Annotated in this window: 21 protein-coding genes and 1 tRNA gene; 9 read left to right on the top strand and 13 right to left on the bottom strand. The window is 47.7% G+C overall.

All coding sequences use genetic code 11. The annotated features are described in order from the left end of the window. Positions 1-117: 117 nt before the first annotated feature. The 3 genes from G3M78_11890 to G3M78_11880 all read left to right on the top strand — a co-directional run bounded on the left by G3M78_11890 (position 118) and on the right by G3M78_11880 (position 1933). The gene (locus G3M78_11890; protein QPJ66056.1) at positions 118-1209 is read left to right on the top strand and encodes an Mrp/NBP35 family ATP-binding protein; all 1092 of its coding nucleotides are present in this window, start codon (positions 118-120) and stop codon (positions 1207-1209) included. A gap of 37 nt (positions 1210-1246) precedes the next feature. Beyond that, the gene (locus G3M78_11885) at positions 1247-1564 is read left to right on the top strand and encodes a DUF971 domain-containing protein (GenBank protein ID QPJ66055.1); all 318 of its coding nucleotides are present in this window, start codon (positions 1247-1249) and stop codon (positions 1562-1564) included. A 156-nt stretch (positions 1565-1720) separates the two neighbouring features. Beyond that, on the top strand, positions 1721-1933 hold the full coding sequence (locus tag G3M78_11880; protein ID QPJ66846.1) for a hypothetical protein: 213 nt from the start codon (positions 1721-1723) through the stop codon (positions 1931-1933). 46 nt (positions 1934-1979) lie between these two features. Here the strand turns inward: G3M78_11880 and G3M78_11875 are convergent, their stop codons facing one another. The 9 genes from G3M78_11875 to G3M78_11835 all read right to left on the bottom strand — a co-directional run bounded on the left by G3M78_11875 (position 1980) and on the right by G3M78_11835 (position 10160). After that, on the bottom strand, positions 1980-2633 hold the full coding sequence (locus G3M78_11875; GenBank protein QPJ66054.1) for a hypothetical protein: 654 nt from the start codon (positions 2631-2633) through the stop codon (positions 1980-1982). Then, positions 2630-2968, bottom strand: coding sequence for a PilZ domain-containing protein (locus G3M78_11870; protein QPJ66053.1), 339 nt, complete (start codon positions 2966-2968; stop codon positions 2630-2632). The genes G3M78_11875 and G3M78_11870 overlap by 4 nt, the downstream gene beginning before the upstream one ends. Before the next feature lie 22 nt (positions 2969-2990). Then, a complete protein-coding gene (locus tag G3M78_11865) occupies positions 2991-4454 on the bottom strand; it encodes an OmpA family protein (GenBank protein ID QPJ66052.1) in 1464 nt (487 codons plus the stop codon). 62 nt (positions 4455-4516) lie between these two features. Further along, positions 4517-5290, bottom strand: coding sequence for a motility protein A (locus G3M78_11860; protein ID QPJ66051.1), 774 nt, complete (start codon positions 5288-5290; stop codon positions 4517-4519). 317 nt (positions 5291-5607) lie between these two features. Beyond that, positions 5608-6489: an AEC family transporter gene (locus tag G3M78_11855; protein QPJ66050.1), complete on the bottom strand. Its 882-nt coding sequence runs from the start codon at positions 6487-6489 to the stop codon at positions 5608-5610. After that, a complete protein-coding gene (locus tag G3M78_11850) occupies positions 6482-7450 on the bottom strand; it encodes an ABC transporter ATP-binding protein (protein ID QPJ66049.1) in 969 nt (322 codons plus the stop codon). The genes G3M78_11855 and G3M78_11850 overlap by 8 nt, the downstream gene beginning before the upstream one ends. Beyond that, positions 7447-8427, bottom strand: a complete 981-nt coding sequence (locus tag G3M78_11845) for an ABC transporter ATP-binding protein (protein ID QPJ66048.1) — start codon at positions 8425-8427, stop codon at positions 7447-7449. The genes G3M78_11850 and G3M78_11845 overlap by 4 nt, the downstream gene beginning before the upstream one ends. A gap of 50 nt (positions 8428-8477) precedes the next feature. Next, positions 8478-9356: a hypothetical protein gene (locus tag G3M78_11840; GenBank protein QPJ66047.1), complete on the bottom strand. Its 879-nt coding sequence runs from the start codon at positions 9354-9356 to the stop codon at positions 8478-8480. 123 nt (positions 9357-9479) lie between these two features. Continuing rightward, on the bottom strand, positions 9480-10160 hold the full coding sequence (locus G3M78_11835; GenBank protein ID QPJ66046.1) for a trypsin-like peptidase domain-containing protein: 681 nt from the start codon (positions 10158-10160) through the stop codon (positions 9480-9482). A gap of 257 nt (positions 10161-10417) precedes the next feature. Here G3M78_11835 and G3M78_11830 point away from each other — a divergent pair, with 257 nt between their 5' ends. The 4 genes from G3M78_11830 (at position 10418) to G3M78_11815 (ending at position 14218) form a co-directional block, all read left to right on the top strand. Next, on the top strand, positions 10418-11065 hold the full coding sequence (locus G3M78_11830; GenBank protein ID QPJ66045.1) for a DnaJ domain-containing protein: 648 nt from the start codon (positions 10418-10420) through the stop codon (positions 11063-11065). A 177-nt stretch (positions 11066-11242) separates the two neighbouring features. Beyond that, on the top strand, positions 11243-13336 hold the full coding sequence (locus G3M78_11825; GenBank protein QPJ66044.1) for a response regulator: 2094 nt from the start codon (positions 11243-11245) through the stop codon (positions 13334-13336). 221 nt (positions 13337-13557) lie between these two features. Continuing rightward, positions 13558-13631: transfer RNA gene (locus G3M78_11820), tRNA-Arg, on the top strand. A gap of 53 nt (positions 13632-13684) precedes the next feature. Further along, the gene (locus tag G3M78_11815; protein ID QPJ66043.1) at positions 13685-14218 is read left to right on the top strand and encodes a DJ-1/PfpI family protein; all 534 of its coding nucleotides are present in this window, start codon (positions 13685-13687) and stop codon (positions 14216-14218) included. A gap of 103 nt (positions 14219-14321) precedes the next feature. On the opposite strand, the gene G3M78_11810 is transcribed toward G3M78_11815, so the two are convergent. The 3 genes from G3M78_11810 to G3M78_11800 form a co-directional block, all read right to left on the bottom strand. Continuing rightward, the gene (locus G3M78_11810; GenBank protein QPJ66845.1) at positions 14322-15296 is read right to left on the bottom strand and encodes a nitrite oxidoreductase, gamma subunit; all 975 of its coding nucleotides are present in this window, start codon (positions 15294-15296) and stop codon (positions 14322-14324) included. A gap of 163 nt (positions 15297-15459) precedes the next feature. Further along, on the bottom strand, positions 15460-16737 hold the full coding sequence (locus G3M78_11805) for a nitrate oxidoreductase subunit beta (protein QPJ66042.1): 1278 nt from the start codon (positions 16735-16737) through the stop codon (positions 15460-15462). Between the two features lie 83 nt (positions 16738-16820). Next, the gene (locus G3M78_11800; GenBank protein QPJ66041.1) at positions 16821-20282 is read right to left on the bottom strand and encodes a molybdopterin-dependent oxidoreductase; all 3462 of its coding nucleotides are present in this window, start codon (positions 20280-20282) and stop codon (positions 16821-16823) included. 540 nt (positions 20283-20822) lie between these two features. Between G3M78_11800 and G3M78_11795 the strand changes: the two genes are divergently transcribed. Both G3M78_11795 and G3M78_11790 read left to right on the top strand, forming a co-directional pair. Continuing rightward, entirely contained in the window at positions 20823-22835 is a 2013-nt protein-coding gene (locus G3M78_11795; protein ID QPJ66040.1) for a GAF domain-containing protein, read from the top strand. Next, a complete protein-coding gene (locus tag G3M78_11790) occupies positions 22832-23491 on the top strand; it encodes a response regulator transcription factor (GenBank protein QPJ66039.1) in 660 nt (219 codons plus the stop codon). Before G3M78_11795 ends, G3M78_11790 begins: the two co-directional genes overlap by 4 nt. 76 nt (positions 23492-23567) lie before the next feature. On the opposite strand, the gene G3M78_11785 is transcribed toward G3M78_11790, so the two are convergent. Beyond that, on the bottom strand, positions 23568-24002 hold the full coding sequence (locus G3M78_11785; protein ID QPJ66038.1) for a chemotaxis protein CheX: 435 nt from the start codon (positions 24000-24002) through the stop codon (positions 23568-23570). Positions 24003-24013 lie beyond the last annotated feature (11 nt).

The raw sequence follows: 24013 nt of genomic DNA, 5'->3' as shown, positions 1-24013 counted from the left end.
TCCGCAATCTCTCGCCTCATTCATTCTGGAAATTTAGCCAAACCTTTTTATGCCTGGAAACATCTAACTTGGTATTTATAACCCGCTGGGAAGAGTGCCATATCCTTGGAGCCATTTATGTCTGATCAAAAAATAGAAGAGTCGGTAATTGCGGCTCTTAAAACCGTAAAAGACCCCGATTTGCATAAAGATATTGTGAGTCTTGGTTTTATTAAAAACATGTCCGTCACAAGCGGCGTTGTCAAATTTGACGTCGAACTGACGACTCCTGCCTGTCCTGTTAAGGAACAATTGAAGAAGGAATGCGAGGACAAGGTGCAGGCCATCGATGGCGTGAAGGAAGTGTCTGTCAATATGACGGCATCGGTTCGTGCTTCTCAACACAGCCAGCCGATTCTGACCGGCGTCAAGAACATCATTGCCGTTGCGAGCGGCAAGGGCGGCGTTGGCAAGTCCACAGTGAGCGTCAATCTGGCCGCGGCCTTGCATCTGACCGGCGCAAAAGTCGGTTTGATGGATGCGGATATTTACGGCCCGAGCATTCCGCAGATGCTGGGCATTCCGATCACGCCTCCCAAAGGCGGTAGCGACAATAAATTTTTCCCACATGAGAAGCATGGGATGAAAGTGGTGTCTGCGGCTTTCTTGTCGAAAGAAGGCCAGCCTTTGATGTTGCGCGGCCCTATGCTGGGCGGCATCATTCAGCAATTCCTGCAAAACGTGGAATGGGGCGAGTTGGATTACCTCATCATTGACATGCCTCCGGGTACCGGCGACGTTCAGTTGACCCTGACGCAACGCGCGCCGCTATCGGGCGCTGTTATTGTCACGACGCCGCAGAAGGTGAGTTTGATCGACGCTGAAAAGGGCGTGAAAATGTTCCAATCGGTAAAGGTTCCTCTGCTGGGTGTCGTTGAGAATATGAGCTATTTTGTTTGCGACGGTTGCGACAAGAAGCACCATATTTTCCGTTCTGGCGGCGGCAAGGAGATGGCGGACAAGTTCAAAATCCCATACCTTGGCGAAGTGCCGATCATTGGCGGCGTGGTGGAAGGCGGAGATTCCGGTCTGCCCATCATTTTGAGCGATAGCGAGTCTCCAGCTTCGAAAGCCTACAAGGAACTTGCCGGACAGGTTGCCTCTCAGTTGAGTATTGTTCAGGCTTCGAAAGAGGTCGATAGTAATTTTGAACTTGCGTGGAAAGAGTGAGGTCCATGAAATACATATTGAACCAGAGAGGACGGCGATGACGACTTCTCAACAAGTAGATTCGAACTATCCATCGCCGAAGGCGATCAAGCAGGTGGATCCGACTACGCTCGGCATCACCTGGACGGATGGTCACGAGTCCGTCTACAACGTCAAGATGTTGCGCGAGAAATGCCCTTGCGCGAATTGCATTGACGAGTGGACGGGAGAAAAAAGAATCAAGGAGGGCGATATCAAAGACACGATTCGCCCGGTCAAAATAAATTCCGTAGGCTTGTACGCGATTCAGTTTGCATGGAATGATGGGCACGACACGGGATTGTATTCTCATGAGTATCTGCGCTCTCTGGGATAGAAGCGCGGAGAGTCGCATGAAAAAAATGTTTTTTATTTTTGATCTTTTGTGGTTACAATGGAGTCGTAGCTGTAGTCTAACTGTTACTTTTCAAACGCCGACTTCCGGTCAATTTTTTAGCAATTGAAGGAGGAAGATTAGATGAAGGATTTGACGATTTCCAAGGGTTGGTTTGATGAAGAGGGTTCGGAAAATGCGGTAGAGAAGAAAGAAGTTTTTTGTGAACATAAATCCAATACCGTAACATTGGACTACGATGTGGGCGTTGAGTATTGCTCATTCTGCGGGGCGCTGGGTCATTACAACATTGATTCCGATCAGGTTGAATGGGCGCTTCCCGAGTATTTGGTCAAGCAGAACTATAATTAAAGCTTGTCTCGCTCTTTTTAAAGAGGGTAGACCAAATTCGAAAATATTAGCGCGCCACCTCTGCCATGATTTTGAAAGAGGTGGCGCCTTCTTTTGCCCAGTCCAGTTGATTGAATTCAGGAGCGTCCAGGGGAAAAACCCTGCAGAGCTTCAGATACTGGATGTTGCTTACGATATCTTCGATGCTATCGTTACTTGTTTCCTGCGCGTTTTGGCAGGATTCAAGCCCCCATTCCCAAGGCGTTTGCGCGCTGGAAAAGTAAACGTCTTTCCACTCATCCCCGTTTTTCAATTCAGTCAAGCGCTTGATGTAGCCTGGAAGTTTTTCGCCTTTGAGTATCAATGCAAAGCCAAGATAGTGCCCCCACCAGAACAGGGTGCGGAACGCGAACATTTCTGTTTTTGAAAAATATTGCGGAATGTCGAGGGAAATGAACGGGAAGTTTTTGTGATTTTCGCCGCGAGCGATTTGCCATTTTTGGATATTGGCTTCGGCGGGAAGGGCGCTCGCGTAGTCGGGCAATACAATCTCAATGGACTCTTTAAGACGCGTGAGTTGCGCTTCGGCTTTCTTAAGGATTCCGGGTTTGCGCGCGAATACTTCCGTGACGTTCATCATGGAAATATCGCGCGCCGACCATTGGGCCTCTAGACTGTCCTGCGACAGGGGCAAGTCTGACGCGTCGTCTGAAAACGTCACTTATATTTTTTTTCTATCAGCTCTTCTTTTTGCCGCGTCAGGATGTAGTGATGGATATCGTCTTCATCCTGAGGGCTCAAATCGACCATTTTAGCGCGACAGATATTGCCTTCATCGATCTTGAGTATTTCAACTTTTGCGTTGATCTCATTGTCGGTTGCAGGCAAGGTGATTTGCATGTCGTAGGAGACATTCTTTTTGAAACTTTTATTTTCAAATGAAATTCCCCCGGCGCTGATATCAACGGCCGTCAGATTCGTGTTATTCACTTTCAGGTAAACCGGGTTTTCCCTGGATGGATAAACGCGAAAAGCTCCCCGTGTTTCTGCCGGCATTTTGAAAAGCTGTTTTTTACCCTCATCCTTTTTTTTCTTTTTCCAGAACAAATTCAACCCTCCTGTTTTTAGCTCTTCCTAGTTCAGAATCATTTGTGGCCAGTGGAAAGGTGTCCGCGTAGCCGGTTGCTGTCAGTTTTTTTGCGTCGGAACCCTTGTCGATAAAATATCTCAGGACTGCAGTCGCGCGAGCCGCGGATAACTCCCAATTGGTCGGGAACCGCTCGGTGGAAATAGGCTCGTCATCGGTATGTCCTTGAATGTGAATTTTATAGTTAGGATATTTTTTGGTGATTCGGATCACCTCGTCCAATACGGGTAATGCTGCTTTTGTCAAATCGGCCCCGCCCGTGGCAAACAGGGTGCTACCGGGCACTCTCACAACAATTTTGGATGTACTCGTGTCTACGTTAAGCTCAGTTTCTTCTACCGCCTCATTAATTTCATTTAATATATCGTTTGATTTCATTCCTGTCAAATTCTGAATTGACTCTTTAATTTCGGCGCTGTCGAGTAATTCCAGAAGTCCGATACTGGCGTTTTCCTCCCCTATAATGGCTTCTTTGAACTTCTGCATATTGACTGATGCGATCGAATAATACAGGATAAAAAACGTCAAAAGCAGAGTCACCATGTCGGCGTAGGTGATCATCCAGGAATCGGTGGGTTCGTCGAAAATTTCCCCTGACAATTTGGCTTTTTCCTTACGAAGCTTTTTGAGTTTCTCTCCCCATTCTTCTTCAAGGGCTTTGATTTTTTCAGAAAGTTTTCTGTCGAATTGCTTTTTGGTTTCGAATAATTCGTTTTCCAGTCGTTCTTTGTCGTGTCGTAGTTCTTCGAGTTCGTCTTTAAGTTCGCGGATGATTTCAGAAGGAAGTTTGGATTTAGCTCCATCGCCGGCGGCTTCGAAGATGACGCTTTCGTAGGACTTGATCAATTCCTCCTTCTCATCGATCACCTTCATGTACTTATCTTGATTGAGCTTTGCTTTTTCCTCTATATCCCGGGCTTTAATTTTGAGTTGCTTGATCATGTCGGGTTGCTTTCGAACCCGTTTGATTTCCTTGGTCAGCAGAGTGCGCTGTTTTTCCAGCTTGGCCTTTTCGGATTGGTGCGATTCAACCTCCATTTCGAGCTGGCTGTTTTTTTTGCGCAATTTGTTGAGGGCTTTGACCAGTTTGGGGTCCTGGACAATGACTTCTTTTTCAACCACGGTAGGCGCATCGTCGCTATCGTCGCTTATGTCGCCGAGCGAAGCGGAACTGGAAAATGAAAATCCTCCTCCTCCGCCCATGCCTTCGGTTTTTTTGATTTGCTGGTCTTTATCGTCCAGCTCCTTTTTCATCTCGTCAATTTTTTGTTTACTGACTTCGATGAGGTGCTGGTACTTTTCTTCTTTTTTGGATTGCTTTGAGGTGAGTTTGTTCAGCTCGCGGGTTTTTGCGCGGAGTTGCTCTTTGATTAATTCGACGTTTTCTCTAGCCATGCGCCGAGACCCGGAGTCTGTGGATGCGATATCGGCTTGTCAGCCGAGACCTGAATGGATTGTTACTTCTTCATCATTTTTCTCTGCATCGGCTTGCGCAGTTTAGCAGGGATATAGGATGACAATTTTTCGTATACCAGCATGGGGTTGTTATCCGACAGGATAGAAATCGCCCCTTCAAATATGATTTCAAGATTGATCACTTCCAGCATCGTTCTGGCTCGCAGTTTACCCGCAATGGGGTTGAAGATGAGCGTGGCCAGAATCATTCCGTAAAAGGTCGTCAGCAATGCGACCGCCATATTCGGCCCGACGGTTTCCGGGTCGGATAATTTGGTGAGCATCTGGATCAATCCGATCAGCGTTCCTATCATCCCAAAGGCGGGTGAGTAGGCGGCCATTTTTTTGAAGATATCCTGAATAATAAAATGGCGTTGCTTCATTGAGTCGATCTCAATGGTCAGGGTATCGCGCATCAAATCTTCTTTGGAGCCGTCGGCGATCAGGTTGCAGGCCTTCTTGAGAAAGTCCTCTTCGAATTCGAGCTTGCTCAGCGCTACAATGCCCTGGCGTCGGCTCAGCGTACACAATTCCACCATCGTGGAAACCATGACGTTAGGGTCTTCCTTGTCTTCACGAAAAACAATGGCGGCGGCTTTCCAGGCAGAGGCAACGTCGCTGATCTGGAAAGTCAGCAAGGTGGCCGCAATCGTTCCGCCAAAAACAATCATGATACCCGGGATATTTAAAAAGCTCCCCATTTCGCCGCCCATGAACATGGCGGTCAAAATCAGGGAAATACCGGATATGATTCCTGCGAAGGATGCAAAATCCATAAATCTGGTTTTTCCTTAAATGCGTGTTACCTTTGGAAAATCATATTTAAACGATGCTACAAATTTAGCGCTTTAATCAAGTTTGTGCAATAATTTCCGTTAGTTAGGAAATTTCTGTATCAAGCGTTACTGCTTTATAGCTTGAATACAGATGAACACATCGAATTTATATTATTTTTTAACGGCTCCGGGCAGTCGATTAATTAGTTTATTTTCAAAAATTTAGCAATTTAACGAGGAAAATGAGCGTTTTGAGGGAAAAATAAGGCTGGATATTTCAAATGCTTTCAAATATGCCTGAGCAGGCTATATTTTGATTATTTGAGCCAGATCAAAGCTAGGGGGATGAGAAAGATGGAAACCAGTGTGGATACCAGTACGGTGGAGGCGACCAGTCCGCCATCCTTATCGTATTTTTGGGCGATCAGGTAACCTATAACGGCGCTGGGCATGATGGAATTGAACAGGACGACGACACGCGGCAAACCCTCCAGTTGTAAAAAGTACACGCAGGCGAGCCCCACCAGAAAACCGCCGCCGATGCGGCAAAGGGTTGCGATCAGCGGCAGACGAAGTTCTGTGATCTTCACCTGGGAGAGTTGCATGCCCAGTGTGATGAGCACTAGCGGCACCGTGGCGCTTTCCAGCATTTTGAGCGGCGCCATGACGAGTTCTGGAATTTCTATGGAATAATATTTCAGGGCAAAGCCGAGTACAAGCACGTAGAGCACCGGTTCTTTGAATAATCCGGTCGAGGCGTCTTTCACCGAAACAATGAGAATGCCGATGGTGAAAGCTCCGAGCAGGCCAGCGAGATAAAACATGAGGCTCAAAGACACGGCCTTTTCGCCATAAGCCGCCATGAGGATGGGAAAGGGCAGGTTCACCGTGTTCATGAACATAATGGGAAGGTACAGCCCGGAATTGGAAATTTTCAAAACCCGAAAGACAAGGAAGGCGACCAGGCCGGAGCCTAGTATCACAATCCATGCGGCCAGAAAAATGGAACTCATCAGGTTCACCGGAACCCGCATGATTATAATATGGTAGAACGCAAAAGCCGGGACCAGCAGGTTCATGCTGGAGCGCACGAAGGGTTGTGTATCGGATTTGGCGATTGAGTTGTAAAGGAATCCCAGCGCGATGAGGATGAATGCGGGGGATACGATGCCAAGGGTCTGGTAAAAATTTTCAATCATAGAGATGGCACCGCACCTGATGACCGTCTTCAATCTCCTTCAATTCCGGCGCCCTGGTTTTGCAATGGTCCATCGCTTCGGGACAGCGTGGGTGAAAATGGCACCCGCTGGGCGGATCGAGCGGGGAGGGCGGTTCGCCTTTGCCGGTAAGCTCCTTGCCTTTCAGTTTCGGGTTGAGCGTTGGCTTTGCAGACAAGAGCAACTGGGTATAAGGGTGCGCTCCCTTTGCATGCAGTTTTTCCGTCGGCGCCAACTCGACAATTTCGCCAAGGTACATGACCGCCGTTCGTTGTGAAATATGGCTCACCACGTTCAAATCGTGCGAAATGAACAGCAGGGTCAAATTGTTTTCAGCTTGCAGGCTTTTCAACAGATTGATGATTTGCGCTTGTATGGATACATCGAGCGCGGACACCGGTTCGTCGCAGACGATATAGCGCGGTTTGAGAGCGATGGCGCGGGCGATGCCGATGCGCTGTCTCTGTCCTCCTGAAAATTCATGAGCGTAACGCGAAGCGTAGGCGCGCGGCAGGCCCACCTGCTCCAGCAAAGCTCCCACTTTATCCTTGAGGTTGGCTTTCGTCGCGTAACCGTGAATGAGCATGGCCTCGCCCACTATTCGTTCAACGGTAAAACGCGGATTGAGAGAACTGAAGGGGTCCTGAAAAATGATCTGCATCTGGGGTCGCAGTTTTTCCAGGGCTCGCGGCTTCAGTTGGAAAATATCTTCTCCCCTGAAAAATGCCTGGCCCTGACTGGGTTCGATCAAGCGCAGGGTCAAACGTCCGAGCGTGGTTTTGCCGCAACCGGATTCGCCGACGAGACCCAGAATCTCTCCTTCAAGAATATCCAGGGAAACATTTTTGACAGCGTGTACGAGCACTGTCGAGTTGTGCGCGGCCAGCCCCCGGTGCAAGGGAAAACTTTTGCCAAGCTCTCTTATTTTAAAGAGCGTATTCATGCAGGGATTTTCTCATGGAGCCAGCAAGCGGCTTGATGGGTGTTTTGCTGATTCATCGAAAAGGCGGGCGGGATTTCGGATCGGCATTTTTCAAATGCATCCGGGCATCGCGGATGAAATGCGCATCCTTCCGGGAGTTGGGCTGGATGAGGAACCGCTCCGGGAATGGGCGTCAATACTTGCGACGGGTCGCCGTTGGGAATGGAGTTCAGCAAGCCTTTGGTGTAAGGATGCGCGGGATTTTCAAACAACTCCGCGACGCTTGCTTCCTCGATGATTTTACCCGCGTACATGACGGCCACTCGGTCGGCAAATTGCGCGACGATGCCCAGGTTATGGGTTATCAACAATAGAGCGGCTTTCATCTGCTTGCGTACGTTTTCCAGCAGGCGCATGATCTGGGCCTGAATGGTGACGTCGAGCGCGGTGGTTGGCTCATCGGCGATCAGAAGCGCCGGCTTGCAAGCGAGCGCCATGGCGATCATGACTCGTTGTTTCATTCCGCCTGAAAGCTCGTGTGGGTACTGATCGATGCGATTTTCAGGGGCGGAGATGGCAACCTGACGAAGCAGGCTGATGACTTCGTTGCGCGCTTCAGTTACGCTCATTCCCCGATGCAAAATCAATGTTTCTGCGATCTGATCGCCTACGGTGAAGATGGGATTGAGCGATGTCATCGGTTCCTGAAAAATCATCCCTATTTGATTTCCGCGAATGTTCAGGAGTTTCTCTTCGGGCAATTTCAATAAATCCTGTCCATCAAACTGGATGGAGCCGGACTCGTAAACGCCGGGCGGCGTTTCAACCAGGCGCAAGACGCTGAGAGCTGTTACCGATTTACCGCAACCGGATTCTCCGACAAGCGCAAGCGTTTCCTCGCTTTGGATTTGAAGGTTCAGCCCGCGAACGGACTGAACCTTGCCTTCATCCGTTTCAAAACTGACGCGTAAATCCTTTATCTGGAGCAGGGGCGGCATGCGGTCTTTCCAAAATATTCCAGAACTTGGCGCTCGTGGATTAATGGAGATTAATGGGAATGATCTTCAGGCTCTTCAAGAATATCTTCGTAGCGGTATCCATCGTCTTCGTCGATATCATAACGCGACAGGCGGGTATCTGCTTTTTCAGCCCAGGCGTCAATACCGCCTTCGAGACATTTGGCTTGCGTGAAGCCGCGTTGAGCCAGCCATTTCTGAAAATTTGGACTGCGGTCCTGCTTCCAGTCTATGAGAACAATTTCACGGTCTTTGGGTAGTGATGAGAGAATCTCCTCGTTATTATCGCGCGTGATGAGCAAAGAGCCTTCAATTTTGGCGATATCGCGTTCCCAGCCTTCGCGAATATCGAGAAGGGAAACGGTCGCGCCGGAACTCAATTTTTCCTTGAGAGCTTCAACGGAAAGTGTCGCGACGTTTTTGTCCGAGAAGGCCTGATTGAGAAAGTTCAAAACTTCCAGCTCGGATTTGTTATGAACTTTGCAAATATTGGCCAGGGTTTCGCCTTTGGGGTAGCCCTCTATGGGCAAGCCTATATGAAAGTTTTTGAATAAGAGGGAATGAGCATCTGGAAAGATTTCATTGAGAAAACTCATCTCCATTTCCAGTTTAACGGGACCTTCAATCCGTTCTATTTCAAGATCGGAGACTTTTAAAATATGATAGCCGTAGGGCGAATGAATCGGCCCCAGAATCTCCCCCTTCTGGTCTTCCGACACCTTGCTCCCAAGTAAAGATTCTGCGTTGCCTTCCGGCATCCAGCCCAAATCGCCCTGCTGGGATTTAGAAGGACAAGTGCTGTATTTTTGAACCATGTCTTCGAATGAAGCGCCAGTGTCCAATTCTTTTTTGGCCGCAACGACATCTTCGGCGGCATGGGAAAAAATCTGGCTGATACGAACTTTGATCATGAGTTGGGTTCTCCAGTTTAAGACGCTTTAGTCCTGCCTATAATAATCTGCCATGCCCGATAAGTCAAAGCGACGGATGACCTAGCCTGCAACATTATAGAGCTGTTGAGCTGATTCTCAAGTTCAGGAGGCTTCAATGAGAACAACATTGTTCCTTATATTTTCAATGAAGACATCTCGGGGTGATTTTTCACTCAGAGGAGAATCGGTGGAGATGTTTGAAGATTCCAGCAAGGGGGTGATGAATCGGACGGGTATCGCAAAATTAATATGTGCTGGCACAGGCAGGGAGTGATAGTCCGCCATATCTTTTCCTGTGAGAGCCATCCCGATCACTTCATTTTTTTCGTTGAACAAAGGACTGCCGCTATTGACCGGGTCAATAGGGAGGTTAATTTTAATGAAAATCGAACTTCCATCGGGTTGACTGGACCCTTCAATCAGAGAATGGCGGTCTTCCATGGTGTTGGTCCATGGATATCCAAGCGTAAAAACGACTTCATTCTTTGCATTCATCCCCGGTTTATGAAAGGTCAGCTTATTAAATTTGACGCGCGGTTGATTTTCTAATTTCAGAATCGCCAGATTGTGGTCGGCATCCTGGCGAAATACGGTCGCTTTGATATCGTCTTCATTTGGAAATTGGACCGTAAGGGTCGACGCATTCTTAACAAGATCGTTATAGGTTATGACATAGCGACCCTCGCCAATCAGAAAACCGGACCCCATGCGGACAACCGGCGTGTTGAACACCAGGAATGCGATGCATCCAATTGCGGCTAAACCGCCAATGATTTTAAACATGTGATTGCACAGCGCCTTTCAGTGATCCTGGAGAAATGCTGTTAGGCTGACTATGGACTGCAGTCAGATAAATAAGAAGCCTGAGTTCGAATATATATAAGGTGAACACGGCAGGAAGTTACAATACAATATATCAGTGGCTGTATCATGTTTAATTGGACCTATGGGGAATTATCGGCCCGTCCGTTTTTTTAATTTAAGGGATATTGAGTGAAATATGCTAGAATTTTTTCGATATACCATAAAATCTAAAGCCTATGTATAAAGACTACGAAATTCTTCAACTGAAGCCGGGATCTTCGCTTGATAGCATCAAGAAATCCTATCGAAAACTCGTTAAAAAATGGCACCCGGATTTATATCCAGCCAGCCAGAAACAGGCTCAGGAGAAAGCTCACCGGATGTTTCTCCAGATTAGCGAATCCTATACCCGGCTGATCAAACACCACTCTGAGGCTCAGCGATCATCCTATGGCGGCAGTGGGAAAGGTTCTTCCCCCTATGACTATTACCCTCAGGATATTTACGAGGAGGATAGACAGCCGACGCAGACCATCGAAATGGTTGATAAAAAATGGCCCGATGGAACGCGATATGAGGGGATGGCGTTGAACGGTCAATTTCATGGGCGCGGCATTTACACATATCCTAATGGCGACGTTTACACAGGCGAGTTTCGGTTTGGGAAAATGCAGGGGCAGGGCCAGTTTAAATTCATCAATGGTAACAAGTACATTGGTTCCGTCGAGGAAAACCAGATGCACGGTTCTGGCAAAATGCTCTTTGTGAATGGGGATCGATATATGGGGCATTTTGCCCACAATCAATATCACGGAGAAGGAATACTCGCGACCCAGCAAGGAGTTCAAGCAGGTCAATGGGATCAAGGGCGCTTTATGGGCTGAATCATATGATCCGAGCGTATTGAATACTCAAGGGTGATTGAAATTTTTTTATAATTTTTAAAGAGGCGTCATCTTTCAATATCAATCCATAGAGGGGATGGAATTCATTAAGCTAAGGGTGAATATTTAATGATAGATAGATAAATATTAATGCTTCTGATGATCACAAGGTAAGACATGTTCCAGCGATTGAGTATTAATCAAAAATTTTTACTCCTGATTTTAATCATTGGCTTTATATTTTCATCCACCTTTTGGACGCTCAGCCGTTCTGCCCATGAAATTGAAGAAAACTGGACTGTCTACCGAGATCAGGTCGCATTGCGTCAGAAATTGTTGATGGATATCAAATCCCATATGGGTTTTGGCGGCGCTATACACGCCTATAAAAATTATGTATTGCGAAGAAATGTAAAATATTTTGACGATGCCAGAGAACATTTGGATCGCTCCCTCCAGGCAATTTCCTCCTACAATACGTTCAGGGATATTTCGACTGAGGAAAAGAAGAACCTTGAAATAATCAAACAGAGCATTGAAAATTATCAATCCAAGTTGCTCATCGCCAGGGCCTTGATTGCCGACGGAACAACGCCTGTTGTCGTAGATGATTTTATCCGGATTGACGACATACCTGCTATCGAAGCTTTCAATGTATTGGAAACACGTTATGAGGAAATGACGCGGCAAGTTAGCGACAACCTGGGCATCAGTATTGATAATGAGGTCAATACCTTGATCGCGAGTCTCACTCTGTCATTCCTGGTGGTTGTCATTTTTTCAATCGCCATATCCCGTACGATGACCCGGCCGCTGGAAGAAGCTCTCGAAGCTTCTACAAAGTATCAAAAGGATTTAGAGGCGGCGCGCGAAGCCGCCGAGTCTGCAAATAAAACTAAAAGCGTTTTTCTGGCTAACATGAGTCATGAAATTCGTACCCCCCTGAATGGAATTTTAGGATACGCCCAAATTCTTCAGCGCAATAGTAGCCTGGATCGCAAGCAGAGACACGGTCTGGAAATCATTAGCAAGAGCGGAAATCACTTACTGGGATTGATCAACAATATATTAGATATTTCAAAAGTTGAATCAGGTTCTATGGAGTTAAACTGTAGCGACTTTGATCTGAATTCGGCTCTGGAATGGGCCTCATCAGTTTTCAAACCGCGATGTGATGATAAAAAATTAATCTGGAGACTGGAATCCTCAGGAACAGAAAACGCTATTGTCAGTGGCGACGAAAATAAATTAAAACAGGTGCTCATCAACCTCCTGGGCAATGCGGTAAAATTCACGGCTAAAGGGCAAATCACCTTGACGGTTAAAAATGTTGATGAAGGGGAGTATTATTTTGAGGTTTCCGATGAAGGCCCAGGAATTGAACAGGATGCTATAGAGGGTCTGTTTAACGCATTCCAGCAAGGAGAAGCCGGATACCAGGACGGCGGAGCCGGGCTGGGTTTGACTATTTCAAGAAAGCATATTGAATTGATGGGAGGCAGACTTCAGGTTGAATCTCATTTGGGGCGCGGTTCTAAGTTTTTTTTCACGCTTTCTTTGCCAACCGTTACAGGACAATCTTCCCAATTGCCGGACTATTCCAGCCCGGAAGTTTTCAAGTTAGTAGAAGGATTTTCTGTGAATGCTTTGGTGGTCGATGATAATTCGTTGAACCGTGAAGTGCTTTCAGAAATTCTGAAGGATGCCGCTGTAAAAGTAACTGAGTCGGTTAACGGCAAAGAAGCGTTAGAGGAACTGCAGAGAAATAAATACGATGTTGTTTTTATGGACATGCGAATGCCCGTGATGAATGGCGAAGAGGCGGTTGAAAAAATTCTGGGGTTATTCGGAAAAAAACGTCCAAAAATTATAGCCGTAACCGCGTCTGTCTTTGCGCACCAAAAGGATCATTATTTCTCTATTGGTTGCGACGATTTTATTTCCAAACCCTTTCATGCGCGCGATATTTTTCACTCCATGAAAGAACTCCTCGGTGTGAAATATATTTATAGAGAATATCAGGATTCCGATAGCGTTATTCCTGAAGGCATCACATCAAGTGAACTATCAGAAATAGCTATCGAGGCAGACATACACGCCCAATTGAAAGAAGCCGCAGAACTCTACAACATCACCCGGTTAGAGAAAATTTTAATTGTGTTGGAAGAGCAGGGCGGGAATGAGAAATTGCTAAAACTTTTTCAGGGATACCTGAAGGATTATAATATGGACAAAATTATCGAATCGCTGGATATGATCCATAAGAAATGATCTATTTAATTTGTACATCATAATCAGCAATGCGCCGCAGATGAAACTTTCTGAAAAGCGTTTTCTCTAGTTAAAGTTTTGAGATTGAATAAAGGATCTTTTTTGAAAAATCCCATTTTCAAATCGGATTTTAATTTAAAAAATGCTAATATCTTCACTATCACTTAATTATTAAGTCGATCCTTAACGCGTCACTTCGCATAAATTAAGCGCTATATAAAGCCCCCGTAGCTCAGCAGGATAGAGCAACGGATTCCTAATCCGTAGGTCGTGCGTTCGAATCGCGCCGGGGGCATTTTCTAACAGGCGCGCATCTTGTTTTCACGCGTCCTCCAACCCTCATTGCAAATGGATAAAAAGAAAAACATTCTGTTGGTGATGCCCAAGAACCAGTTTGACGAGGACGAGCTTTTTTTCGTTCGTGATTTCTTTTCATCCCCGGAATACAAGTTGGTGATTCTTTCTGGATTGGGACAGGAAGCGGTTGGGAACAAGAAAACCCGCTTCACTCCAGATGGAATGATCGTTGATTGGAACAAGCATCTTCAGGACCAAAGAAAATACGACGCTGTGATAGTGACTGGAGGGAAGGGCGCAAAGAAATCACTCTGGGATGACCCGATCCTGCCTCAGATTTTAACGGACCATCACCGGGCTGGAAGCGTGGTTGCGACGTCGGGTATGGCGGCCCCGGTTCTGGGTTCTTCCTCATTGGCGCAAGGCGAAGTCGCCGCTCCGGGTAATGAAGACGTTGTAGCGCGTTTGAATGATTACCGTTTAGCCGTAGCGGAAGAGGGGCTTGTGTCCTATCATCGCGTTGTATCCGCCAGAGACGCGTCTGTCATGCCGGAGTTTTGCGAAGCCATCCGTCAGCTATTGTAAGGGTTACGTGGCGGGGGAAATCAGGCAAAAAAAAACCCAGGAAGGCAACCGTCAAAGACGGTCACCCCCTGGGCCTTTATTTTAGCTATTTAAGCTGTCAGGCTTAGTAGCGCAGTTCGTGCCATTGCGTTACCGCTTTTTGGCCGTTACGCTCTTTGTTCTGACCGTCCCAGACAGCAATTGCCATTGGCGTTTTACCGCCGTTGAATTGCGTGTCATTGGCATCGCTCGTGGTCAAAGCGCGTTTGAATACAACCGACCAACGGTTGTTTTCCCAATCGCCTTTACCTTGAACGTCTTGATGCGCTTGAGTCGTCAGGGTGCTGAACCCTTCTGCATTCATATCTTCAACTGCAGAAACGCGCTTGCGTGCGTCTGACATGATGTTACCCGTTGCGCGACCCGGGTTGTAAACGCCTTCGTTCTTTCCCATTCCGCTATCATAATGGGTAGAGCGCTTGCTGATGTCGCCTGCGCCGCGATTTGAGAGAGAAGCTTCCTTGGCGCCCGGCTCATGAACCGTGTCCAAACCAGACAAGGTGCCGTCCGGCTCGTACATGTAGTAACCGCCGCCACCGAGAACCATATCAGCATACTGATCTTCGAGATCCTGCATGCCGTCATTACCTGCCAGGCCCGCAGCTTCTTTATCCCAGGTTGCTTTCCATTGCCAGATGTTCACGCGCTCACCGTCGCCGCCCATCGTGAATGGAGGCTCTTCGCCGGTTTGATCCACCGGAAACATAATGGCCGCTTGATCCTTATACTGCTGAGATCGAACCATGATGTCGTTTCGCGTTCCATCAGTCCATTCCAGACGTACCGCTACTTCTTTACCGTTTGAAGCCGCTTTGACGTTCACCCATTTTACTGCAGGGTTCGGCCACATCGGATTCGTAATCATCTGAGGATCCATTTCAATCAGAGAACCTTTGCCTCGGGTCGGCCCGTAGGTTGACCAGAAAACATCGCCCGGATTGCCTGGGATGTCCCCAGAAATTTTCAACGCTTGGATCACTGCCGCGTCGGAGGTGGACGCAACGCCCAAACCCAGCGCACAAGAAGCGACAAACGCCATTGCAATTTTAGATTTGCTGTTCACAGTGCTCTCCTAAGTTAACTTGACTGTTAGAGTTTATTATTGACTCTCAACCGTTTAGTTTGCGGTATCACCCTGCGCGGCCTGGGCCGCGCAGGGGATGGTCCGTTTGCTATACGCTCAAGAGCGCAGTTGCGGTTCCTTAGAACGCACCGACGTTTTCTTCAGGTCGTACATAGAAAGGCTCTTCAACCGTAACGCGGATGATTTCTTTGCCCTTCCTGTTGAACCCGATGACCGTGTCGTTGAACATCTCAAACTTCTTGCCATGAACGTTCGTCTCGAAAATTTTCGGACCTGGCTCACGTTTCCATTTGAAGATGATTCTCTGCGTCGTGCGGAACAACTGCAATACGCCCAACAGGTCTCGATCCGGCACCATGTACTGGTCGATGGAATGATCCACACCCGGACCAAACATCTGTTGCGAGTACGCGCGCGGGACGTGACGCGACGGAATATAATATCCGTTCGGCTCCGTGCCCAGTTGCGGGTACAACGGCAACGCAACTTTGCGGTCGCGGATCAGATAATACTGTGGATTATCCGGATCATGCGCCCACTCGCCATTGCTGCCGATTTTCACCAGACCCTGAAGACGAATCTTGCCTACGCAAGCCGCCATACAACGCGTCTCCATCTGGTCGCCTTCCGTCAGCGGGTCAAGACCTTCGATGCGCGGGTAACAAGCGATACATTTTTCAGAAATACGCGTCGTGCCTCGGAACATCGGCTTCTTGTAAGGACACTGCTCTACGCACTTCTTGTAACCGCGGCAGCGGCTCTGGTCGATCAATACGATACCGTCTTCCTGACGCTTGTAGATCGCTTTACGCGGACAAGCGGCCAGACAGCCCGGATACGTGCAGTGATTACAGATTCTCTGCAGGTAGAAAAACCAGATTTTATGCTCAGGCAATACCGACTTCGTGCCGTTGTCGCCGCCGAACGTTCCTTCACGCGATTGCGTGAACTCTCGTCCATGTGCGGTGTCTTCGCCGAAGTTCGGGAATCGCCATTCTTCGTCTGTCGGTACGTAACCGATCGCCTGCTGGTTCAGACCGATTTTTGCCGGCGCTTCGAAAATCGTTACGCCTTCATAAACGCCGTGGATCGCCTTGTTAGACGTCTTACGTACGTTCCATACGTTCTGACCCGGATTCGACTGCTCCAGCATCTTCAGGATCTTCCAATCCCAAAACTGCGGGTAACCGCCGTAAGGCTTCGTTTCTACGTTGTTCCACCACATGTACTCCTGACCCTTCGAGAAGGTCCAGGTTGACTTATGAGCCATTGTGCAGGTTTGGCACGCAATACAGCGGTTCGTGTTGAATACGAAGGTGAACTGTTCTTTCGGATGTTTCTCTTCGTAGACATACGTCGCTTTGCGACCTAACTGCCAGTTATAGACCTCAGGCATTATACTTCCTCCCTAAACTTGTTTAAGGTTAGTTTATCTTAAAGTTAAGACCGGGGGTCCCACAAGGGACCCCCGAATCCCACTTAGATCTTCACACGGACATACTGACCAGCAAGGTACATCTCCGCAAAACGATCTTTCAACGGAGACTCTGGAGTGTAGCCGGTTCGGACCGGTTCCCACAGGCCCTTACCATGCAATCCACCGTCTTCCGCTTTCGAAAATTTAACCAAAGTTTCCTTCGGCACTGCGTTTACTGCATGGTTATCTGCTTCGTAACCGTGCATAAACTTCATTTTCGATTTCGCTTTATGGAACAAGCTGTCCGTCTGTTGCATCGGCATCAACCATGAACGCGTGATCGATTGCTGTCCGCCGTATCGGAAGTTGGATTGATACGGAGTCGTCATCGACATCGCGCGACCGTCAGGTCGTTCTTCATGCGCTTTAACCGATCGCTCCGTAGACTGCCACGTTGCATGTTTCATCATCGTGGTGTGGTACGGATAAGATGGGTTGTATTTCGCGCGAAGCATCAGGCGGGCGACTTTGTAGCGCGGATCCGAAGGTTTCCAACCCATGTAAGGTCGGTCAGCCGGGTTCGCGTCACAATACACATAGTCACCGTCGTTGATACCAAGGTCCTTACACAAGAACGGGTTCATATGAACCTGCCATTCACCAACACCCGGTGAACGTTTGTCCATGCGGTAAGGATCGCCGAAGTTGTTGTTCCAGATCATGTTCCAGTCAGTCGTCGCCCAGGACGAATGCGCGGTATGTCTGGATTTCGGCGTTACGCAGTAGAAGCGGTAACCCTTCTCCCACAGGAAGTTCTTCGTCGTTCGAACCGCAGACCAAGGCTTCTTGATGTTGCGGACGTGGCGAAGATCCGGATCCTGCTCGTCTTCCGGAATCCCGTAGTCGTCGGGACGAATGTAAGGATTCGTCGACACGATGACGTTCGGCAGGTAAGGCGTAGCTTCCGGTCCTTCTCGATGTACGATGAAGTTTTCACCAAACTCGATCGCTTCCGGCTCGTCATTGTAGAACTGAATGCGGCCATGGCGGGTGTAGAAAGGTTTGGACTCCGTGTACATCTCCCAGAACGGAGAACGCGGATAGGTACGATACAGCAACAGACAACAACCCGGCTCACCATATTTGCCGTTGATGATGTCGTCGATGTTGTAACCCATACCCGACGTGGACGTCGTGAACAAGCGTCGAATCATCGCTTTCGTGCGGTTTGGAGCTTCGCCTTCATACACTTTCATGTAATCTGCGAAACGCTTGTCGCCCGTTACTTCTGCCAAACGTCTGGAGAATTCACGATGAATCAAGTTGTCGTCGATCGTATCGAAAATCGGCTTAATGCCGGTGCCGCCCCAGATCTGATGGAAGGGGTTCGAACAAGATGAAGTGATCTCGTAACTTTCGAACTCTGCCCAGCAGTTTGGCGCGAGGATAAGATCGGCGTATTCGCAGGAACCGGTAAACTCGATGTCCTGTGCGACGATCATGTCTACGTTGTTGTTCGTGTTGAACACCAGCTCGTAGAACCATTTTGCGTTGTTGATTACGTTAACGTTAACGAACCAGATCAACTTTGAAGGGGTCGGCATATGAGAACGACCGGTGAACACTTTACGACCGTAACGCGGCGTATTAACGATCAACGCCTTGTCGCGATGCGCCCAGTAGCTCACTTCCTCGCCCTTCATGTAACCTTTAATATCTTTCCAGTCCGCATTCTTGGCAATGTCAAGAACCGGGTTGAAAGGATCTTCCGCAACCATCGATGCGAATCCAGGTCCCGACCAATGGGAGCCTTGATAGTTACCAGCTTTGTAGTTACCTGCCCATGTGTGAGAACCCGAACCCTTCGGTCCGACGTTACCCGTCAACATCAGCGGCACATACGAAGCGCGGTTATGCATCGTAGCGTGGAAGTAATGGTTGATACCTTCACCGTAGTGGATTTCAACCGGCATGATCGTTCCGATGTCGCGAGCCAGACGGACGATCAAGTCCTTCGGCGCATGACAGATCTGATTGACCGTGTCGATGTCGTAATCCTTCAGGTGGATTTTATACATTTCATACAAGGGCATTACCGTGATGGTTTTGCCATTGACGAGTTTTACGTCAAATACACCGTCGAGAACAGGATCAATGTTCTTGCGTCGCATTTTGGCGCCAATATCTTCGCGCGTGATTGCGACTGGTTTGTCGGTGTTGGAATCCCAAACTACGAAATCCGGGATTTTGTCTCGATTGAAGTTCTTCATCCACTTCGTGGTGAAGCCGTCTTTCGGGAGATCCTGGTTGCGGTAGCCGGGAATGAAATCATCCGGATGCAGTCGAATCAGGTTGTCGGTTCGAACCAGCAAAGGCATATCCGTGTATTCCTTCACGTAGTTCACGTCTACCAGACCTTCGTCCATGATGATCTTCGCACAACCCAGGAACAGGGAGGTGTCGGAAAGACCTGCACGTACCGGGATCCAGTAGTCAGCTTTCGTTGCCGGAGGATTGTACTCGGGAGAAACTGCAACCAGCGTACCGCCGCGTTCCATGATCTCCGTGTACCAATGCGCTTCAGGCATTTTGTTTTCGATCAGGTTTTTACCCCATTGGATCGTCAACTTTGCATAACGATGGTCAGCAAAGTCGATGTCCGAGGTCTGCATACCATGAACCCAGGAATGACCCGGAGCCTGGTCGCCATGCCAGGTGTAGTTACACCATGCGCGGCCGCCCAATACCTGACCCGGTCCTCGACCACGAACGATCGAATCCAGAAGACCGAGCATATTAGCGATTCGGTAAATACCGTATTTACCAACAACGCCCAACAGACCCATGCCGCCGCGATACTTCATTACGCGCGCGCCGGATCCGCCCATGGCTTCGATCATCTCAGGCTGATAGCCTTCGTTTTTCAAACGCTGTGCGCCGCGAGCGCCGCTGTATGCTTTACCGATAGCAACATGGCCTTTTGCGAGGTACGTGAACGTTTGATCCCACGTCATACGAACGAATTCGTCCGTGCCGCGGCTCGTGAACTTATATTTTTCCCGATTCTCCTTGTCGAGATAAGGGAATCCGTCATCAGCCCATTGCTTCCAGCCAACACGAATCATCGGGTACTTGTTGCGATAAGGACCATACGCGCGACGCGGGAAGGTCATACCGCGCAAACACATGCGTGGGTTCCACGCGGCGTCTGCCTGGTTGCCGTACAAATCGCGTACTTTGTGATGGTCATAGTTTTGCTCGATACGCATCAGAATGCCGTTACGCACAAAGCCGCGAACGCGACATTGATGCGTGTCGTTCGGCGAACAACAATACGTGAACGAACGCTCATACTTATATTGATCTCGATATACTTCCTCCCAGCGACGATCCGGATACGCTTCCAACGGATTGCCTACTTTTACTACCGGCTTCAACTGTGCTCCCACTTTCTTGCTAGACAACGCCATAGCTGTCGCTACGCCAGCGCTCACTTGCAAGAATTTCCTTCTGTTTAGTCTCATGAAATTCCTCCTGATTTATAATAAGTACTAATAAACTTGAAGTGCTTCATCCTGCTAAAACTCAGACTGCTTTTGTCGAACTACAAACAAAGTCATAATTCGATTCAAACAACATAAGGAATGGGTTGGTAGCGCTAACCCAATCGGGGTGTTACTGCTTTCGATTGTCTTATCCCGGATTACTTCTTTTTCAGGATCGAGAAAGCATGTTTGAAACTAGCACCGTTGAAGAATATGGGAAATCATCAGAAGTATTATTCTGTGTAGTAAAAAATATGAATCGCATGTAGTTGTGGGGTGGGTGAGTATGTATCGCTGTTAAGGCCTGCCTCGTCACCGTTTTTTGATCAATCAGGCTAAGGCTAGCTGGGCTGGATAGTTAGAGCTTTGCAAAATGTTTGAATGTAATTCTGTGCTTGGTGAAATTGTGTTTCAGCGCTGATTTCACTGGGATAATGAATGCTTGATAAATGCATTTCAGCGGTAATAGAATGCTTTTTTAAGGATATCAATTACGATTTAAATTGCTCAAAGTGAATCATGCCTATTAATAGAAGCTCCATTCCGCCTTTTGTTTACTATTCAATCGCTTGTTTGGCTACGGTTGTAATTTTTGTTATTGATCTGGTTCTTCCTCTAGGTGTGGTGGATGGCAGTCTTTACGCGGTTCTCTCTTTAATTGGTTTGCTGGCTCTTGATAAGAAACTGATATTAGTTGGAGCGATCTTGGGAACCGTTCTAACGGTGATTGGATATTTTTTCTCTCCAGAAGGAGGGGAGATATGGAAAGTTCTCATCAACCGGGGCATTTCAATTTTCACTGTTTGGATGATGGCCTTGTTGTGCCTGAAGAAATTCAACGCGTCTATGGACCTGAAACGAATTCACATGAATCAGGATGATTTGATTACTGAGAGAACGCGTTCCTTAAATGAGGCGAAGTTGGATCTCGAAAAGAAGAATCATTACCTGGAGCTACACAAACAGATTGCTGAAAAGGTCAATGAGGAAATTGAGATCGAGGATATTCTTAAGTTTTGTTTGTATAAAATTAGTGAATTGTCTAATGCTCAAGTCGGTCATTTGTACCTTGCTGAAGACAGGTATTCGAGTCGATTATTGCCTGAAAAAATCTGGTACATGGAGGATGAAGAGGAGTATAAGGATTTTCGCGAATTGACAGAGCACCATATTTTCGAGTCTGGTATTGGTCTGCCAGGTTTGGTGCATGAGTCGAGAAAGCCGGTTTGGATCGAACAGGTATCTAAAGATATCAATTTTCCAAGAGCGCATCATCAGGATAGCTTGTCTATAAAATCCTGTTTTGCGTTTCCCATTTTTATTGGGGATAAAATCACTGGCGTTATGGAATTCTTTTTCAGTCGTCCGACGAATTCGGACAGTGATTTGCTGGAGCTGATGCACCAGATTGGCGTGCAGATCGGGCGAGCTCTGGAGCGATGTTTTTCTGCAGAAGATATGGAAACGATTTTGATATCTTTGCGAGAGCGGGTCAAGGAATTGACTTGTATGAGCGAGGTTGCAAAGTTGATCAATCGAAGTTCGTCTATGGATGATATACTGAGTTCTATAGAATCTCTTTTGATTCCCGCATGGCAATATCCGGAGCTGACCCGTGTTCGTATTACTTTTGATGGGAAAATATACGGATCGGAATGTCTCCCTCCATCGGATTGTATGATGTCCACTCCGATTGCTGTCGAGGATAAAGTCAGAGGTATGATTGAGGTTTGTTATATAGAGAAACCTTCTGTTCCTGACGATCAAGTTTTTCTGGTTGAAGAGAATAGTATGCTGGTCTGGCTCGGTCAGGCGCTTGGGAGCGCGGCGAGTCGTTTTACCGGCGCGCTTGAATTGGCTGATTCCAACGTCAAATTACGCAACCTCTACAACCAACTGGAAAATGTGCGAGAGGAAGAGCGGACTCGCATTGCCAGAGAAATTCACGATGAACTTGGTCAGGCGCTGACGATCAGTAAGCTGGACTTGTCCTGGCTCAAGCAGAAAAACTTGGGGAGTTCTAATGGGACTAAAGATATTGAAGATAAAATCAATTATATGATGACGCATATTGACAGGACGATTGAGGAATTGAATCGCATCACTTCTGAGTTACGCCCTCATGTCCTGAATGTTATGGGCCTGTTTGAAACCTTGAAACTGGAAACTGAAAAGTTTGTGAACGCGACCGGCGTTAAATGTGACTTGCATATTTCTGATCAAGTGCCTACCCTGCACCCTGATCTTTCAACCTTGATCTATCGCGTGTATCAGGAAACCTTGACGAACATCGTTAAACATTCCAGAGCGAAGCATGTCGATGTTCAGTTTGTCAAAAATGGTTCGTCGCTTACCTTGACGGTGAAGGACGACGGGAAGGGCATCGAACCGAGCCGCATGTATAATTCCAACTCGTTCGGTTTGACGGGGATGCGGGAGCGTGTGATGGAATGGGGCGGGGAATTCAGCATATCAGGAACGCCAGGGGAGGGCACGCAGGTTTATATCAGCGTTCCTTTGTTAAATACATGAGTGAAAAAATGACGAAGCAGATTCGAATCATAATCGCTGAAGATCATTCTGTGGTGCGTCGCGGTATCAAGGACATCATTTCAGAGATTGGCGAGTTTGATATTGTTGGAGAAGCCAGCGACGGCAACGAGTTGCTCGAAATGATAAAGCATACGGAGACGGATATGATCCTTCTTGATATCAGCATGCCCGAGAAGAGCGGTTGGGATGTGATGATGCATATCAGAATGGAAAAACCCGATTTGAAAGTGCTTGTGCTGAGCGTGTTCCCGGAAAGCGAATACGCATTGCAGTGCATTAAGGCGGGGGCTTCGGGCTATGTTTGTAAAACGAGCGCATCAGAGGAGTTGGTGCAGGCGTTGCGAATTGTGGCTTCTGGAAAAAAATATTTTGGTCCTTCATTGACGGAGCAACTTGCAAAGCAGTTGACGCAGGGGGATAGCGCGAACCAATTGCCGCATGAATTGTTATCTCCTCGCGAATTACAAATTCTTTGCTTGATCGCGTCGGGAAAAACAGTGAGGGAGATTGCGGAAGAGTTGTTTTTGAGTATTCCCACCGTTAATACGCATCGCGCGCGTATTCTCACCAAGATGAATTTAAAGAATAATGTTCAGTTGGCGCATTACGCTTTTGTGAACAAGCTTTATATATAGCTTTGCTGAATAACGCTGGTGAGTTGTGTTGCTGGGGCGTCTATTGAGCTGACATCGCTGCTGAGGCAGGTATTTTTTACAGCGTTTGTCGAAGTTGTATTTGCACAGGCTGTCCTTCGCAAGCGAAGCCCATGTCTAAAGTGATTGTGTTGTCTGGCCATGAGTAGGATTCCCCCTCCCAAATGACATCTGGAACTGAAAGGTGATTGGGTTCTGGAAGAATGGCTTTAATGTTGCCGCCTATCATATTGATGATTTCACCTGTAGCGTCTTGAATTTCATCGCGTGTTGGTTCAGGAGTTGAGAAGATGATGGCCGCAAGTCGCTCAACCAACGGGCCGGATATATTGATATTCGCGGAGCCATTCCATTCTCCGGTAATATGAATCAGGCCTATTCTAAAATCGCCTTCCAGCTTGGCTGGTACCGGAGTCGGCGTGATGGTCAATGCGAACATGGTGTCCCACACCATGGTCGCTATATCAGTCACTTGTGGTTTTAGAGAATCCATGATCCTTCCAA

It is taken from the genome of Candidatus Nitrohelix vancouverensis, from assembly GCA_015698305.1.
Lineage (GTDB): Bacteria > Nitrospinota > Nitrospinia > Nitrospinales > VA-1 > Nitrohelix > Nitrohelix vancouverensis.
This window is presented reverse-complemented; position numbering and strand designations above follow the sequence as displayed.